This window comes from Duganella sp. AC237, from assembly GCF_979254035.1.
The window spans coordinates 4,674,287-4,689,176 of sequence record NZ_CEEDEW010000003.1; the positions used below are offsets into that span (position 1 = coordinate 4,674,287).

General features: G+C 65.9%; 12 protein-coding genes. 3 read left to right on the forward strand and 9 right to left on the reverse strand.

All coding sequences use genetic code 11. From position 1 onward, the window contains the following. Positions 1-79 precede the first annotated feature (79 nt). Positions 80-1,009, reverse strand: coding sequence for a 23S rRNA (adenine(2030)-N(6))-methyltransferase RlmJ (locus tag AC0IYS_RS20770; RefSeq protein WP_471706970.1), 930 nt, complete (start codon positions 1,007-1,009; stop codon positions 80-82). 176 nt (positions 1,010-1,185) lie between these two features. On the opposite strand from AC0IYS_RS20770, the gene AC0IYS_RS20775 reads away from it, so the two are divergent. Both AC0IYS_RS20775 and AC0IYS_RS20780 read left to right on the forward strand, forming a co-directional pair. Continuing rightward, positions 1,186-1,443 carry a hypothetical protein gene (locus tag AC0IYS_RS20775; RefSeq protein WP_471706971.1) on the forward strand — a complete coding sequence of 86 codons (258 nt, stop codon included), beginning with the start codon at positions 1,186-1,188 and terminating at the stop codon, positions 1,441-1,443. Beyond that, a complete protein-coding gene (locus AC0IYS_RS20780) occupies positions 1,440-1,676 on the forward strand; it encodes a hypothetical protein (RefSeq protein WP_471706972.1) in 237 nt (78 codons plus the stop codon). The genes AC0IYS_RS20775 and AC0IYS_RS20780 overlap by 4 nt, the downstream gene beginning before the upstream one ends. A gap of 69 nt (positions 1,677-1,745) precedes the next feature. On the opposite strand, the gene rraA is transcribed toward AC0IYS_RS20780, so the two are convergent. Both rraA and AC0IYS_RS20790 read right to left on the reverse strand, forming a co-directional pair. Then, positions 1,746-2,240, reverse strand: coding sequence for a ribonuclease E activity regulator RraA (gene rraA, locus AC0IYS_RS20785; protein ID WP_471706973.1), 495 nt, complete (start codon positions 2,238-2,240; stop codon positions 1,746-1,748). 37 nt (positions 2,241-2,277) lie between these two features. Next, positions 2,278-3,498, reverse strand: a complete 1,221-nt coding sequence (locus tag AC0IYS_RS20790; RefSeq protein WP_471706974.1) for an MFS transporter — start codon at positions 3,496-3,498, stop codon at positions 2,278-2,280. 106 nt (positions 3,499-3,604) lie between these two features. On the opposite strand from AC0IYS_RS20790, the gene AC0IYS_RS20795 reads away from it, so the two are divergent. Then, positions 3,605-4,396, forward strand: coding sequence for an AraC family transcriptional regulator (locus tag AC0IYS_RS20795; RefSeq protein ID WP_471706975.1), 792 nt, complete (start codon positions 3,605-3,607; stop codon positions 4,394-4,396). A 130-nt stretch (positions 4,397-4,526) separates the two neighbouring features. Here AC0IYS_RS20795 and clpB read toward each other — a convergent pair whose 3' ends face one another. The 6 genes from clpB to AC0IYS_RS20825 form a co-directional block, all read right to left on the reverse strand. Then, positions 4,527-7,127: an ATP-dependent chaperone ClpB gene (gene clpB / locus AC0IYS_RS20800; RefSeq protein ID WP_471706976.1), complete on the reverse strand. Its 2,601-nt coding sequence runs from the start codon at positions 7,125-7,127 to the stop codon at positions 4,527-4,529. 129 nt (positions 7,128-7,256) lie between these two features. Continuing rightward, positions 7,257-7,715 carry a molybdenum cofactor biosynthesis protein MoaE gene (locus tag AC0IYS_RS20805; RefSeq protein ID WP_471706977.1) on the reverse strand — a complete coding sequence of 153 codons (459 nt, stop codon included), beginning with the start codon at positions 7,713-7,715 and terminating at the stop codon, positions 7,257-7,259. Beyond that, complete coding sequence (locus AC0IYS_RS20810) at positions 7,712-10,225, reverse strand: DUF349 domain-containing protein (protein ID WP_471706978.1); 2,514 nt, start codon at positions 10,223-10,225, stop codon at positions 7,712-7,714. The genes AC0IYS_RS20805 and AC0IYS_RS20810 overlap by 4 nt, the downstream gene beginning before the upstream one ends. 77 nt (positions 10,226-10,302) lie before the next feature. Next, complete coding sequence (locus tag AC0IYS_RS20815; protein ID WP_471706979.1) at positions 10,303-11,064, reverse strand: hypothetical protein; 762 nt, start codon at positions 11,062-11,064, stop codon at positions 10,303-10,305. Between the two features lie 161 nt (positions 11,065-11,225). Further along, a complete protein-coding gene (locus AC0IYS_RS20820) occupies positions 11,226-13,637 on the reverse strand; it encodes a bifunctional acetate--CoA ligase family protein/GNAT family N-acetyltransferase (protein ID WP_471706980.1) in 2,412 nt (803 codons plus the stop codon). Positions 13,638-13,690: 53 nt separating this feature from the next. After that, positions 13,691-14,680, reverse strand: a complete 990-nt coding sequence (locus AC0IYS_RS20825) for a DUF2804 domain-containing protein (RefSeq protein ID WP_471706981.1) — start codon at positions 14,678-14,680, stop codon at positions 13,691-13,693. Between the last annotated feature and the right edge of the window lie 210 nt (positions 14,681-14,890).

Consider the following 14,890-nt stretch of genomic DNA (forward strand, 5'->3'; position numbering starts at 1 on the left):
CATTATCCGGGTCGCTATCTCAGCGAGCGACCCGCTAACCGCCAGACTACCCCGCACCTACCGTCTTGACAACATTTTTCTATCGAGTAACAGGACGGCGCGCGGGAGTGTTGCGCGTAGAAGTCGGTTTGCCGCTCTCGAGCGTGAATTTGGCGCCGCTGTCCTTGGCCAGCGCCTTGACCAGCCACGGCATCACTTCCTTGAGCATCGGCTCGAGCGTGTAAGGCGGATTCAGGATGAACATGCCGCTGCTGTGCAGGCCGAAGCCGTCCGGCATCGGCGTGTGCGTGGTCAGTACGACGTTGAGCCAGTCGCTGCACGGCAACTGCTTGAGCTTGTCGGCGAACTGGCGCGATTCCATGCGCTGCAGCAGCGGATACCAGACCGCGTAAGTGCCGGTCGGGAAACGGCCCAGCGCCTCGGCCAAGGTGTCCTTGACCTTTTTGTAGTCCATCTTGTCTTCGTACGGCGGGTCGATCAGCACCAGCGCGCGGCGCGACGGCGGCGGCAACAGCGCCTTGACCGCCTGGAAACCGTCGCCACGGGTGACCAGCACGCGTTTGCCGCGCGTGGTCGGACGGATGCCCTGCTGCGCGGCGTGCTCGTCGAGCTTGCGGAAATTGTCGGCCAGCAGTTTCGAATCTGCCGGGTGCAGCTCGAACAGGCGCAGACGGTCTTGCTCGCGGGCGACCTGGTCGGCGATGTACGGCGAACCCGGGTAGTAGCGCATCTTGCCGCTAGGGTTCATCGCCTTGATCAGATCGACGTATTCCTTGAGCGGCGCGGGCAGGTCGGTGCGCTCCCACAGCGGGCCGATGCCGGTGTCGTATTCGGCGTTCTTGGACGCGAACGTGCCGTCGAGCGCGTAGACGCCGGCGCCGGAGTGCGTGTCGATGTAGCTGTACGCGGTATCTTTCTGGTTCAGATACTGCATCAGCTGGATGGTCACGAAATGCTTCAATACATCGGCGTGATTGCCAGCGTGAAAGCCGTGGCGGTAACTCAACATAGCTTGGGGACTTCCTAAAATAAATGGTGCATCACAATCCCGCATTATCCACTAGAAAGCCGCCACGGACAAAAAAGGCCCCACATCGTTTGCATCAAAGCGAGCTCGGTAGCGGTGACTAAGATGGAATGGCCGCTCGGGCATTTGCCGGTGCGACGCACTTTTTGGAGGAGATCATGTCATTCAACAATGTAGGCCCGCTGACCTTCCTGGCGCCGGGGGAAACGGCGTTCTGGAGCTACAGCTTTCCTGGCGACCGCGGCACGCAGTTCGCGTCGGCCGATGTGAAAGCACCCAACCAGGGTGCGGTCCACGTCGCCGACGAGCAGGCCAAGCGCAAGGAAAACAACGGCAACGCCACCTATTTCGTGCAGATACACAATCGCGGCATCGGTGGCGCCTTTCACAACTTACAAGGCGGAGGCATGGTATGAAAATGACCATTATCACCGACGACCAGGGGAACATTCTTGGTGCCGTGCAGGGTCACTCCCTGTCGGAGAAACAAGGCGAGGTCGAGGCTAGCGTCTCGTTCGCGGAGGGCTATCAGACACACCTGATGGAAGTGGACGACGACATGGGCACCATCGACGACGCCACCATCTTCCAGCAGCGTCTGCGCAAGCATCTGGACACGCACCTGCAGAAGACCCATCCCAAGGCTTGAGCGCGAGCCAGCAGAAAGCCCCGACCGGGGCTTTTTTTCCGCCTGTCCAGAGCGCGACGCCCCCCGCTTTCAAGCCAGTTTTTGCTGCGCCACCAGGATGCCGTCCGCGTCGGCATAAATCCAGTCGCCCGGATTGACCGCGACGCCGGCGATGTGGACCCGCAGGTTGCGCTCGCCGGCGCCCTTCTTGCTACTCTTTTGCGGATGGGCGCCGAGCGCGCGCACGCCGATCTCGCAGGCGTTGATTTCATCGGTGTCGCGAATGCAGCCGTCGACGACGATGCCGGCCCAGCCGTTATCCTGCGCCAGCAAGCCCAGTTGTCCGCCCACCAGCGCCCGCCGCAGGCTGCCGCCGCCGTCGATCACCAGCACGTTGCCATCACCTTGCGTTTCGAGCGTCGCCCGCACCAGCGCATTATCCTCGTGCACCTTCAGGGTCGTGACGCGCCCGGAGAACCGCACATGCTTGCCGAAGTGCCGGAACACCGGCGGCAGCACGGCGAGCCGCCCGTCCTCCAACAGATTGGAGTTGTCGTCGCACAAATCGGTGGTGGCAAAGCTCATCGTCTTACCTCGCGGCTGAATTGGGATGGAGCCAATTCTATGCTGTTTTGGGGACGCCGACCACGCGGCTGTTGTTGCCGACGCCGACGGTGGTGACGATCACCAGCGCCTGGAACACGCCGATGAGAACGAACACGCCGGCAGGATGATTGCCATCCATGAGCGCGCCGAACAGCAACGGGCCAAGCGCCAGCCCGCAGTCCAGCCCCGAATAAACGACGCCGAACACGCGTCCGGTGGCGTTGGCCGGCGCCGCGCCGCGTATCATCAGATCGCGCGACGGCCCGGCGATGCCGGTGACCAGGCCGATCATCCCCATCAGCACGACGGCCATCCACGCCGGCACCACGGCGGCGGCGAGCACCAGCGCCAGCACGGCCGCGCCGGCGAAGGCCAGCATGATGATGCGGTCGTGGTGGCGGCTGCCGGCGCCCAGGAAGCCGCCGTACAACGTGCCGGCGGCCGAGGCGAACATGAAGCAGGTGTACGCCGAGGTCGCCCATTGCAGCGACATGCCGTACAGGCTCACCAGGCTGGTGGCGGCGAAGGTCTGGATGCCTGCCAGCGCGACGGCCGAGATCAGGAAGAAACCAAAGCACATCCACACCACTTTGAGGCGCAGGAAATCGAGGGCGCCGGCGGGGGCTGGCGCGCCGGCGGCGGATGGCTTAGCCAGCGGTTCGGGCCGCAGCGCGTGGCGGTTCCACAGCAGCAGCGCCAGCACCGCAAGCGGCAGCAGCGCGGCGCTCAGCAACGCGGTGCGCCAGTCGGTGCGGGCCGCAACGAAAGTGAGGAACAGCGGCGACAGCGCCCAGCCGATATTGCCGCTGATGCCGTGCACCGAGAAGCCGTGCGCCAGCCGGGCCTTGGAAACGCGCTGGTTGAGCAAGGTGTAGTCGGCCGGATGGAACACGCAGTTGCCGCAGCCGGCCAGGAAGGCGCCGGCCACCAACTGGGCGTAGCTGTGCGCGCCGGCCAGCATCACCGCCGACAGGCCCAGCAGCGCGATGCCGCTGAACAGGACGGCGCGCGCGCCGAAGCGGTCGACCACGAAGCCGGCCATCGCCTGGCCGACGCCGGAGACGGCGAAGAAGACCGTCATCAGCAGGCCCAGTTCCGCGTAGCTGAGGTGGAACTCGGGTTTCAGCCAGGGGATCAGCGCGGCCAGGATCACGTGGTAGAAGTGGGAGGTTCCGTGCGCGAGTCCGACCAAGGTGATGACCTTGGCATCCTGGCGCAACAGTGTCGTTTCACTCATTAAGCTCTCCTCTGTCAATTATTAACCAAAGTGTAAGCAATTGTCGGGAGTCTGGTTTAAGATAGGGCGACAACATTTGTCGCGATTACGCCATCAGGTCGACTCCATGCGCCTTCCCATCGTCACCCACACACACTTCGACTCGGATCGCGACGATCCAACGCCGGAGCGCCCGTTGACCATGTCGGGGCGCGACCTGCCGGCCGACGCCAACCTGCTGCCGCACCACCATCCGTGGGGCCAGTTCACTTATGCGATGCAGGGCGTGATGCGCGTGACGGCCAATAACAGCAGCTGGATCGTGCCGCCGCAGCGGGCGATCTGGATCGCGCCCGATGTGGTGCACGCCGTCACCGTGCTCGAACCCTCGCGCATGCGGCCATTGTGCGTGCACGCCAGCCGCTCGCCCTTTCCCGGCGATGACTGCAAGGTGCTGGAGGTATCGAGCCTGCTGCGCGAATTGATCGCCGCGCTGGAACAGCACGACCAGCATGAGCGATCGAACCGCGAGAAATTGTTGGGGGAGATGATATTGGACGAGCTGCCGCGCTGCGCGGTGCGCCCGATTCGCGTGCCGCTGCCGGCGGACAAACGGCTCCGGGCGCTGTGCGATGCGCTGATCGCCGATCCCGGCGCCGAACTGACGCTGCAGCAGTGGGCCGGCCAGGTCGGCGCGTCGGACCGGACGTTGAGCCGTTTGTTCGAACGAGAACTCGGAATGGGTTTCGTGCAGTGGCGCCAGCAGGTCAGGCTGGCGCACGCCGCGCCGTTGATCGCGCGCGGCGTGCCCCTGTCGCAGGTGGCGGCGGAGTTGGGCTACGCCAGCCAGTCGGCGTTTTCCGCGATGTTCAAGAAGACGTTTGGAAATAGCCCGTCAGCGTTTTTCGAGCAACGCTAGAAGTGCGCCTTGGATACGCTGCGGATACATCGCGGAAAAACCACGGATACACGTAGCCATGCATGCGTTTCGACGGCGCACGCATTGGCGGATTACGGCGTTCCGCCTAATCCGCCCTACGTGTCCAAGATCAGGCGCGGAACACCAGCTCGCCGTTGTCGACATCCACGTGGATCGTGTCCTTCGGCCCGAAACGCCCCTGCAGGATCAGCTTCGACAGCGGATTCTCGATCTGCTGCTGGATCGCCCGCTTCAGCGGCCGCGCGCCATACACCGGATCGTAGCCCGCCTCGGCGATCTTGTGCAGCGCCGCGTCGGTCATCGTCAAGGTCATCTCCATCTTGGCCAGACGCTGCTCCAGGATCGCCAGCTGGATCTTGGCGATGGCGCCGATGTTCTTCTCGTCGAGGCCATGGAACACGACGATTTCATCGATACGGTTGATGAACTCCGGCCGGAAGTGCGACCGCACCTCCGCCATCACCGCCAGCTTGACGACGCCGGGGTCCGACTCCTCCATCGCCTGGATCTTGTGCGACCCAAGGTTGGACGTCATGATGATGACCGTGTTCTTGAAGTCCACCGTGCGCCCCTGCCCGTCCGTCATGCGGCCGTCGTCGAGCGCCTGCAGCAGCACGTTGAACACGTCCGGATGCGCCTTCTCCACCTCGTCGAGCAGGATTACGCTGTACGGCTTGCGGCGCACCGCCTCGGTCAGGTAACCGCCTTCGTCGTAACCGACATACCCCGGCGGCGCGCCGATCAGGCGGGCGACCGAATGCTTCTCCATGAATTCACTCATGTCGATGCGGATCATCGATTCCTCGGTATCGAACAGGAAGCCGGCCAGCGCCTTCGACAGCTCGGTCTTGCCGACACCGGTCGGCCCCAGGAACATGAACGAACCATACGGCCGGTTCGGATCGGACAGGCCGGCGCGCGAACGGCGGATCGCGTCCGACACGGCGGAAATGGCCTCGTCCTGGCCCACCACGCGCTCGTGCAGCTTCTCCTCGATGTGCAGCAGCTTGTCACGCTCGCCCTGCATCATGCGCGACACCGGAATGCCGGTCGCGCGCGACACCACCTCGGCGATTTCCTCGGCGCCGACCTCGGTGCGCAGCAGCTTCTGTTTGGCCGGCGTGTTCTTCTCCAGCGACACGCCGTTGGCGGATGCCGTCTCGGCCTGCTTCAGCTCCGCCTCCAGTTGCGGCAGGCGCCCGTATTGCAGCTCCGAGACCTTCTGCCAATTGCTCTCGCGCGTGGCCTGCTCCATCTGCAGCTTGATGCGCTCGATCTCTTCCTTGATATGGGTGCTGCCCTGAACGACGGCCTTCTCGGCCTTGAGAATTTCCTCGAAGTCGTTCAGCTCCCGCTGCAGGCGCACAATCTCTTCCTCGATCAGGTCCAGGCGGCGGCGCGAACCCTCGTCCTTCTCCTTCTTGACGGCTTCCTTCTCGATCTTCAGCTGGATCAGGCGGCGTTCCAGCTTGTCCATCACCTCCGGCTTGGAATCGATCTCGATCTTGATCTTGGCCGCCGCCTCGTCGATCAAATCGATCGCCTTGTCGGGCAGGAAGCGGTCGGTGATATAGCGGTGCGACAGCTCGGCCGCCGCGATGATGGCGGCGTCGGAGATGGCGACCTTGTGGTGCAGCTCATACTTGTCCTGCAAGCCGCGCAGGATGGCGATGGTCGCCTCCACGGTCGGCTCGTCGACCAGGATCTTCTGGAAGCGGCGCTCCAGCGCGGCGTCCTTCTCGATGTATTTACGGTATTCGTCCAGCGTGGTCGCGCCGACGCAATGCAGCTCGCCACGCGCCAGCGCTGGCTTGAGCATGTTCCCGGCGTCCATTGCGCCCTCGGCCTTGCCGGCGCCGACCATCGTGTGCATCTCGTCGATGAAGACGATGGTCTGTCCCTCGTCCATGGCCAGTTCCTTGAGCACGGCCTTGAGGCGCTCCTCGAACTCGCCGCGATACTTGGCGCCGGCGACCAGTGCCGCCATGTCGAGCGCCAGCACCCGCTTGCCCTTGAGCGACTCGGGCACCTCGTTGTTGACGATGCGCTGCGCCAGGCCTTCGACGATGGCGGTCTTGCCGACGCCGGGTTCGCCGATCAGCACCGGGTTGTTCTTGCTGCGGCGCTGGAGGACCTGGATGGCGCGGCGGATTTCGTCGTCGCGGCCGATGACGGGATCGAGCTTGCCGGCGCGGGCACGCTCGGTCAGGTCCAGCGTGTACTTTTTCAGGGCTTCGCGCTGGCCTTCAGCCTCTTGGGAATCGACCTTGGCGCCACCGCGCACGGTGTCGATGGCCGCTTCCAGCGACTTGCGGGACAGGCCGTTTTCGCGCGCCAGCTTGCCGGCGTCGGATTTATCGTCGGCCAGCGCCAGCAGCACCATCTCGCTGGAGATGAACTGGTCGACGCGTTTTTGGGACTCTTTATCAGCGAGGTTGAGCACCGAGACCAGCTCGCGGCTGGCCTGCACGTCGCCGCCGGTGCCGGACACTTTCGGCAGGCGGTCGAGCGAGGCTTTGAGCGCCTTGGTCAGGCCGCCGACGTTGACGCCGGCACGTTGCAACAGCGAGCGGGCGCTGCCGTCGTCCTGGTTCAGCAGGGCCGTCAGCAGGTGCACGGGCTCGATGTACTGGTTGTCGTTGCCCACGGCCAGACTCTGCGAGTCCGACAGGGCTTCCTGGAGTTTGGTGGTGAGTTTGTCTTGCCGCATGGAATTGCTCCGATATATTTAAGTTATCGGATAGATAGTGTTACATATGCGGTTTTCAAGGGCGGGCGGGCGGCGTTCCGGCGACGGTGAAGGCGGCTCGGTAGCGAGCCGCCAACAACGTATGAATGGTTATTGCCACTTCGCCAGGGCGGCATCGTCGCTGACGCGGGCATCGACCCACCGCGCGCCCTCCGGCGTTTGTTCCTTCTTCCAAAACGGCGCTTCGGTCTTCAAATAATCGATGATAAATTCGCAAGCCGCGAACGCTTCGCCGCGATGCGCGGCGGTCGCCGCCACCAGCACGATCTGGTCGAGCGGCTTGAGCGGCCCCACCCGGTGGATCACCAGCGCGCCGAACGTCGGCCAGCGGCCCTGTGCCCGCTCGATAACGGCGCCGATCGACTGCTCGGTCATGCCCGGATAATGCTCCAGCTCCATCTCCGCCACCGTCGCGCCCTCGTTCAGGTCGCGCACCACGCCGACGAACGTGACGATCGCGCCAACCTTGGGATTGGTGGCGCGCAAGGCCGCCACCTCGGTGCTCAGATCGAAATCCTCCGTTTGAATACGTACTTCATTCAAGCTCATGCGCGCTCCGAGGCGCCGATGCGGCGGAACAGCTGCTCGATGCGGCTGGCGGTGCGGGCGTCGGCCAGGGCCGGCATCGCGCACAACTGCAGGTACGCGGCGGCGGCCGTCAGCGGCTTCTGGCCGGACTTGAGCGACGATTGCAGCACCTCGACCTGCATTTTCAGGCGCTCGCGGGCGAATTCGGCGCCGCTGTCGACGCCGGCGACGATCTCCAGCCGCAGCACTTCGTCGAGCAGCTTGGAACGGTTGCGCTCCAGCAGCGCCGCGTAGGCCTCGCGTTTGCCGTCCAAAGCGGCCAGCCCGGCCGTGAAGCGCCCGTGCAGCGCCCGCTCGTATTCGGTGGCCAGCGGCGGCAAGGCCGCCCAGCGAGCTTGCCATTCGGCCGCGTCGATGCCGTCGGCGCCGGCGCCGTCGATGCCGCTGATGGCGGCCTCCAGCGCCTGGCACAGCCGCAGCTTGTCGCGCAGCGCGTTGGCCTGGGCGGCGCCGGCGCGCCGTTTGATCGCCTCCGCCTGCCCCTGCACCGCCGCCACGGCGGCCTGGTAACGCTGCCCGATCTTGGCTTCGGCCGCGCGCGGCACGGTGCCGGACGCGTTCCACGCGGCGGCGGCGTCGCGCAGCGTCTTGGCGATGGCCGCCAGTTGCGCCTTGTCGTCACCGCTGAAGGTGGCCGTTTCCAGTTCCTTGCAGATGGCCTCGCGCGCGTGCAAATGTTCCTTGCGCTCATGATCGGCGGCGTGTGCGGTTTCCTTGCGCTTGGCGAAGATCGCGTCGCAGGCGGCGCGGAAACGCTGCCACAGCGCCTGCTCGACCTTGCGCTCGAGCGGCAGCGCCTTGGCCTGCTCCTGCCAGCGCTCCTGCAAACCACGCAGCTTGTCGAGCGTGTGGCGGTCCGTCGGCTGCAACTGCTCGGCCTCGGTAATCAGTTGTTCGCGCTTGGCCGTTTCGATCTTGCGCTGCTCGGACAGCGGCGCCAGCATTTGCGCCAGCGCCTTGTCGAAGGCCTGGTCAAGCTTGCGCTTTTCCTTGCGGTCGATGGTGCCCAGACGGCCCCATACCTGGCGCAGGCGCTGGCCGGCGGCGGCGACGTTCTTCAAGTCCGCGTTTTCACCGGCGGCGGCCGCGGCCATCGCATGGGTCTCGTCGATCAGCACCTGCGCCTTGGCGGCATTGGCGTGACGCTCGTCGGCCAATTGCTTGAAATGGGCCGCCGCCGGCGCATAGGCAGTGGTGCAGGCGGCGTCGAACCGCTCCCACAAGCTTTTCGGCGCGTGGCCGGAGACGGTGTCGAGCGACTTCCAGCGCTCGCGCATGCTGCCGACCTTCTTGGCCAGCTCGCTCATCGGCAAGCCCAGCGCCGGCAATTCCTCCACCGCCTTGACCAGTTCCTCGCGCGAGACGTTGCCTCCCCAGCGGGCCCAGTCGCCCAGGCGCTTGAGCTCGGCGCGGACGTGGTTCAGCCTATCGGTCTGCGCCGGCGTCAGGCGGGTTTTGTGCTCTTTCAACCATTTATCGTGCTCGGCGGCATCGTGCAGCGAGCCTTGCTCGAGCGCGGCTTCCAGCGCGTCCAGCGTTTCAAGGAATTTCTTGTCGGTTTCTTTGGGCGGCTGCGCGGGCTTGACTGGTTTGGGGCCTTTTGCCGGCTTCGGCTGAGCCTGCGCGCCGGAGGTCGGCGCCGTCTCGCCAGAGGCGCCGGCGTCGGCGGCGGCATTGGTGGCAATGGCGTCGGCCGCCTCCGGCTCGGCGACAGGCGCCGAGGCTGGCTGCGGCTGCGCCGCACGCTGCGCGGCGGCCGACAGCGCGGCGCGCGCCTGCTCGACCGCCTGCGCGAAGTCGCTCAGCAAATGCTTGGGCAGCGCGTTGTGCTCGGGCGCCTGCTGGTAGTCGGCCAGCGCGGCCGCGTGGCGTTCCAGCGCCTGCGTCGCCTCCTCCGGCGCCAGGCCGGTGGCCGGCAGCTGGCGCACGGCGGCCATGGCATCGATGATGGCGCGTTGCAGGTTGACCTGCGCCTCCAGGCGTGCCGCCAGCGCGGCGCGGGCGGCGTCGTACGGCTCGGCCAGCTCCGGCACGGCCGAGGTGATCTTCCATTGGCGATCGAGCTCGGCGACCTGGTTCGGCGTCAATTTTTCGTCCTGCAGCAGGCGGTTGGCAAGGTCGAGGCAGGCTTGCGCCTTTTGCAATTCGGCCTGCTGGTAGCGGATGGCGTCGAGCCGTCCCTGCATCAATTTGGCGACGCGGCGGTCGGTGTTGCGCATCGCCTGCTGCACCTGCTCCAGGTAAGGCTGCGACTTTACATGCTCCGCCGCGGCCAGGCGCACGCCGGCGAATTCGCTTTGGAGAATCAGCTCGACGGCGGCCGCTTCATCGCCGGCCAGCGCGGCGGCGCGTTGCGCCTGCTCGTCGCGGCGGCTGGCCGATAACGCAGCGGCGGCGGCCTGCTCCGGTGCGGCGGGAGCGGCGGCGGCTGCCGGCTGGTCGGTAGTGCGCTTGAAGATGAAATCGAACATGGTGCGCTATGTGATGGAGAAAACCACCATCATAGCAAAGCAGGGGAAATTTGCCCGAGGCGCGTGCTATTTGGCGGCTATTTCGTTATGACATCGTCCAGCGGCTGCTGCCGGGCGCTATATAGAGTGGCCCGGGCCGATCCCGCGTCGGCATCGTCGAGCTGCACCGTGGGTAACACTTGCAGGGCCGGGATGTTGATCGGGGCGTCGTCGATGCGGCTGTTGGCGGCGCGCCGGAGCCCGTTCGGCTGCCCCTGCGCCTCCACCTTGGCCTTGGCCTTGGCCGCCACGGCCGGCGGCGCCTGGTCGCCCAGCGCCACGCCGGAACGTTTCATCTCCTCCAGGTGCTTGTCGTGCATCATCAGCTGGTTGGCGATGGAGAACCAGGTCTCCCCTCCTATCAGACCGCGCGCCATGGCAAACAGTTCCTGCTCTTCTTTCTCGAGCCGCTTGAGCAGCGACGTGCAGCAGGTCTCGATGCTCTCGCACACCTGCTCGACCCGGAAGTCGCGCACGTCGGCGATGATGCCGATGCGCTCATGCAAGGTGCGGATGGCGGCCAGCGCGGCCTGGTTCAAATGGTTGAGCTCGTCGAGCAGCGCGTCGGCGCGCTCGGTCGTGTCGCGCAGCGCCGGGATCAGGTACATCTCGGTCTTGCGCCAATGACAGGCCTGATACAGGCTATTGAGGTTCTCGCACGCGTATTCCAGCTGGGACAGGGTTATGCTGTTCTGCTGCATCAGCGTCGAACGCACATACTTTTGAAAAGATAACAAACTGAGGCGAACGCTGGACTGTTCGACCGACAGCGCTACCAGGGTATATGTGGCCGTTAACATTCTGACTCCCAAGACTAAAGTTGCGCTCACCCGGGATGGGCGGCAAGGGCGGAAGTGAAAGTGTAAATAAACCCGACACGGACGCCTTGAGCTAGAACAAACAGGACCCCGCGTTTTCTTTCATTTGGAACAGCAAATATATATCAACCGGATAACTAACACTATCGCAAAGGCAGTTGGAGACGCACCATTCCGGGTTCTGGATGCGCCGATACCACACCGCCGAATTGGCGCACCAGTTTTTGCACGCCGAGGTTCTCCGACAACGCGTCGCCGACGATCTCAGCAGTACCGTTGGCGCGGAAGTAGTCGACCAGTTTGCCGAACAGGATATAGCCGAGTCCCTTCCCCTTCAGGTCGGAGCGCACGATGATGGCGAATTCAGCATGCTGATTGTCGGGATCGGTGACGGCCCGCACCACGCCCAGGGTTTCCGGCATGCCGTCGGCGCCGTTGCGGGTGGCGATGAAGGCCATCGCACGGTCGTAGTCGATCTGCGTCAGGCGCGCCAGCTGGGCCGGCGGCAGCTCGCGCATGGCCGAGAAAAAGCGCAGCCGCACGTCGTCCGGATCGAGCGCGTGGAAGAAGGCCTGGTGCTGCGGGCCGTCCTCGGGCCGGATCGGCCGCAGCAGGATCTGGCCGCCGTCCCACGCAACGTCCTGCTCCAACTCCTGCGGATAGGGCCGGATCGCCAATGTTGTCCTGCTGCGCGGCGCAGATTCAGACCTTAGTTTGAGCCGCGCGCCCAGCGCCGTCACCGCGCCGCCGATGGCCAGCAAGGGATTGAGGTCCAGCTCGGCCAGTTCCGGCAGCTCGGTCACCATGTCGGCCACCTGCACGACGGTGCGCACGATGGCGTCGGCGTCGGCCGCCGTCTGCCCCGGTCCATACCCCAACAGGCGCGCCACGCGCGTGCGCCCGACCATGTCGCGCGCCAGCACCATGTTCAGCGGCGGCAGGCCGGCCGCGCGGTCGGCGGCGACATCGGCGGCGATGCCGCCCTGGCCGAAAAACACCACCGGCCCGAATACCGGATCGGCGCCGATCTGGATGCGCGCCGCCGCCAGCGTGTGGCCCGACAGCGCCGCCTGCCGCGGCGTGGCCAGCGCGATGCCGTAGGCGGCCAGCAGCGCGCGCGCGTCCTCGTCGGACAATTCGGCGCGGCCGGCCGCCAGCGCCGCCGCGACCAGCGAACGCGCCGCCGCCCGCTCCGGGGCCGAGGTGGTCGGCAGGCCGGCCGGCACCTCCATCAACAGCTCCTGGTTGCGCCGGTACTGGGCGATCTGCACAAAGCCGTGCACCGCCTTCTCGGGCGTGTCGTACGTCGGCAGGCCGGCGTCGGCGAAGACCTGGCGCGCGGCCGTCACCGAACTGCCGCCGAGCCAGCACGACAGCACGTTCTTGCCGACCGAGCGCATCAGCGGCGCCACCGCCTCGGCGATCAACCGGCTCGACACCATCGCCGTCGGCGCGTGCAGGAACAAGAGCGCGTCGGCCTGCGACTCGCGCAGCAAGGTCTCGACGGCGGCCGTGTAGCGTTCGACCGGCGCGTCGGCCAGCAGGTCGACCGGATTGGCGGGCGGCGCGCCGGCCTGCACCAGCTGCTTGAGCGACTCGGCCGACAACGGCGCCAGCCGCGCGCCTCCGCGATCGAGCGCGTCGGCCGCGATCAGTCCCAGCCCGCCGCTGTTGGTCAGCACGGCCAGCCGCTCGCCGCGCTGCGGCCGGCGCCGCGCCAGGGTTTCGACGGCGTCGAACAAATCCTCGGTCGACTGCACCCGCAGCATGCCGGCGCGGCGGATCGCGGCGTCGAACACCAGATCGGCGCCGGGTGCTTGATTGCGCCCGACCTTGAGCACGATGACCGGCTTGCCGCGCGCGGCCAGGCGCCCGGCCGACATGAACTTGCGCGCCGAGCTGACCTGCTCGATGCACAGCAAAATCGCGTGGGTGCTGTTGTCGGCCGCCAGATAATCGAGCAGGTCGCCGAAGTCGACGTCGGCGCTCTCGCCCATGGCGATGCAGCGCGAAAAGCCGATGCCGCGCAGCGCCGCCCAATCGAGCACGGCCGCCGCCAGCGCGCCGGATTGCGAAACGAAAGCCAGTTTGCCGTCGCCGGCCGGCAGGTGGTTGAAGCTGGCGTTCAGGCCCAGCGCAGGCGATTGCACGCCGACGCTGCCCGGCCCGAGGATGCGCAGCAGGTGCGGCTTGGCGGCGTCCAGCATCGCCTGGCGCAGCGTGCCGGAACGGCCGTCGGTGGCGGTCATGACAATGGCCGCCTTGGTGCCGCGCGCGCCCAGTTCGGCGATCACGCCGGGAATGCCGGTCGGCGGCGTGCAGATGATGGCCAGGTCCGGGGCCGCCGGCAAGGCCGACACCTTGGCGTAACACGGCATGCCGCGCAGTTGCGCGTACTTGGGATTGACCGGCCAGACCGCCCCGCCACCGGCGAGGAACGCCCCCTGCAGCAGGTTGTCCAGCACGCGCGTGCCGATGCGGTCCGGCTTTTCCGACGCGCCGATCACGGCCACCGAGCGCGGTTGAAACAGTCGGTCGAGATTCCTGATGCTCATGGCGGGCGTTCCCAGGTTTGCTATGGCTTACCGGCGTGAATGACCAGCGTGAATTACCAGCGTGAAGCGTGGTCCTCGGTCACGCCCATCATTTGCGTGACGATGCGTTTCGGCTGATCCGGCGCACTGCGCACCCAGCCGCTGAAGGTGCCGACCGGCTGCAGATACCGGCTGGCCGCGAACAGCTTCTTCTTGTTGTCGCGGCGCGCGCCCTCCGGCGTGAAGTACAGCTCCAGCAAATCGTCCTCGGTGAAGATATGCCATTGCGATAGCGGATCGCTGCTATCGTACAGGAAGTGGGCCGGCGCCAGCGCATGCAACTCGCCGTCGAGCCACAGCGCGTTTTCGTGGCCGCGAAAATAGCCGGTCTGCAGATTGAAACCCATCTCCAGCGTATGGGCCGAGGCCCAGCGCCACGCGGTCTCGCGCGCCAGCAAACCGTTCGAATAATCGAAGCTGGCCACGCCGCCGGCCAGATCATAATCCTCGCGCCAGGTGCGCACCTCGCCGGTCAGCGGCATGCCGGACGACTTTTGCGTCGCGTGCACCGAGCCGCGCGCCACCGGCCCCGTCGCCAGCAGCAACGGCGAGGCGCCCGGGCCGAACGCGGCGTCGATCTCCAGGAAGTCGCAGCGCAGCGACAGCTCGTAGCGGCCCTCGCCATCGCTCTCGATGGCGATCCGGTTGCTCCCTTGCCGGAACCAGCTCTCGCCGCCGGCGTGGTCGGCCAGCCGCGCCGACCGCCCCGGCAAGCCGTCCTGAGAAAAATTGGCCAGCATGTCGCCGTCGTTGCGGTCGAACGCATAGGCGAACGCGGTGCAGGCCCAGCCCAGATCGACGATGGCGACCGCGCAGAAAATCCGCTCGGTGCACAGCGCCACGTAGTGCCAGCGTTTGTGATGGAAGCGCCGCCACAGACGCCCGCGCGCGAACGGCGCGGCCAGGCGGGTCCAGTCGATGGGACCGGTCTGCCCGGCGTAGCGGCCAAGCAGCGGTTGGCCGTCGGGCCCGACCAGGCCGGCGGGCGCGGCGGGCAGGCTCATGCCACGCCCCGCAAGGTGGCTGGGCCCATCGGCTGCGTTATCATTTCGATCAAGTTTATTCCTTCGCGGACAGGCGCGGACGGGAGTGGCGACTGAATCAGCCGCCATTTATCAGCCGCTATTTTAATAAGGAAATGAATACCACCTGTGAACGGAATGCATTTTTTTTGGCGGCGCCAACAGGAAACGGGATACAAAGCGCGTATTTCC

Coding starts and splice junctions, on each gene's coding strand:
- AC0IYS_RS20770 (WP_471706970.1), bottom strand. CDS start 1,009: ATGTTGAGTTACCGCCACGGCTTTCACGCTGGCAATCACGCCGATGTA.
- AC0IYS_RS20775 (WP_471706971.1), top strand. CDS start 1,186: ATGTCATTCAACAATGTAGGCCCGCTGACCTTCCTGGCGCCGGGGGAA.
- AC0IYS_RS20780 (WP_471706972.1), top strand. CDS start 1,440: ATGAAAATGACCATTATCACCGACGACCAGGGGAACATTCTTGGTGCC.
- rraA (WP_471706973.1), bottom strand. CDS start 2,240: ATGAGCTTTGCCACCACCGATTTGTGCGACGACAACTCCAATCTGTTG.
- AC0IYS_RS20790 (WP_471706974.1), bottom strand. CDS start 3,498: ATGAGTGAAACGACACTGTTGCGCCAGGATGCCAAGGTCATCACCTTG.
- AC0IYS_RS20795 (WP_471706975.1), top strand. CDS start 3,605: ATGCGCCTTCCCATCGTCACCCACACACACTTCGACTCGGATCGCGAC.
- clpB (WP_471706976.1), bottom strand. CDS start 7,127: ATGCGGCAAGACAAACTCACCACCAAACTCCAGGAAGCCCTGTCGGAC.
- AC0IYS_RS20805 (WP_471706977.1), bottom strand. CDS start 7,715: ATGAGCTTGAATGAAGTACGTATTCAAACGGAGGATTTCGATCTGAGC.
- AC0IYS_RS20810 (WP_471706978.1), bottom strand. CDS start 10,225: ATGTTCGATTTCATCTTCAAGCGCACTACCGACCAGCCGGCAGCCGCC.
- AC0IYS_RS20815 (WP_471706979.1), bottom strand. CDS start 11,064: ATGTTAACGGCCACATATACCCTGGTAGCGCTGTCGGTCGAACAGTCC.
- AC0IYS_RS20820 (WP_471706980.1), bottom strand. CDS start 13,637: ATGAGCATCAGGAATCTCGACCGACTGTTTCAACCGCGCTCGGTGGCC.
- AC0IYS_RS20825 (WP_471706981.1), bottom strand. CDS start 14,680: ATGAGCCTGCCCGCCGCGCCCGCCGGCCTGGTCGGGCCCGACGGCCAA.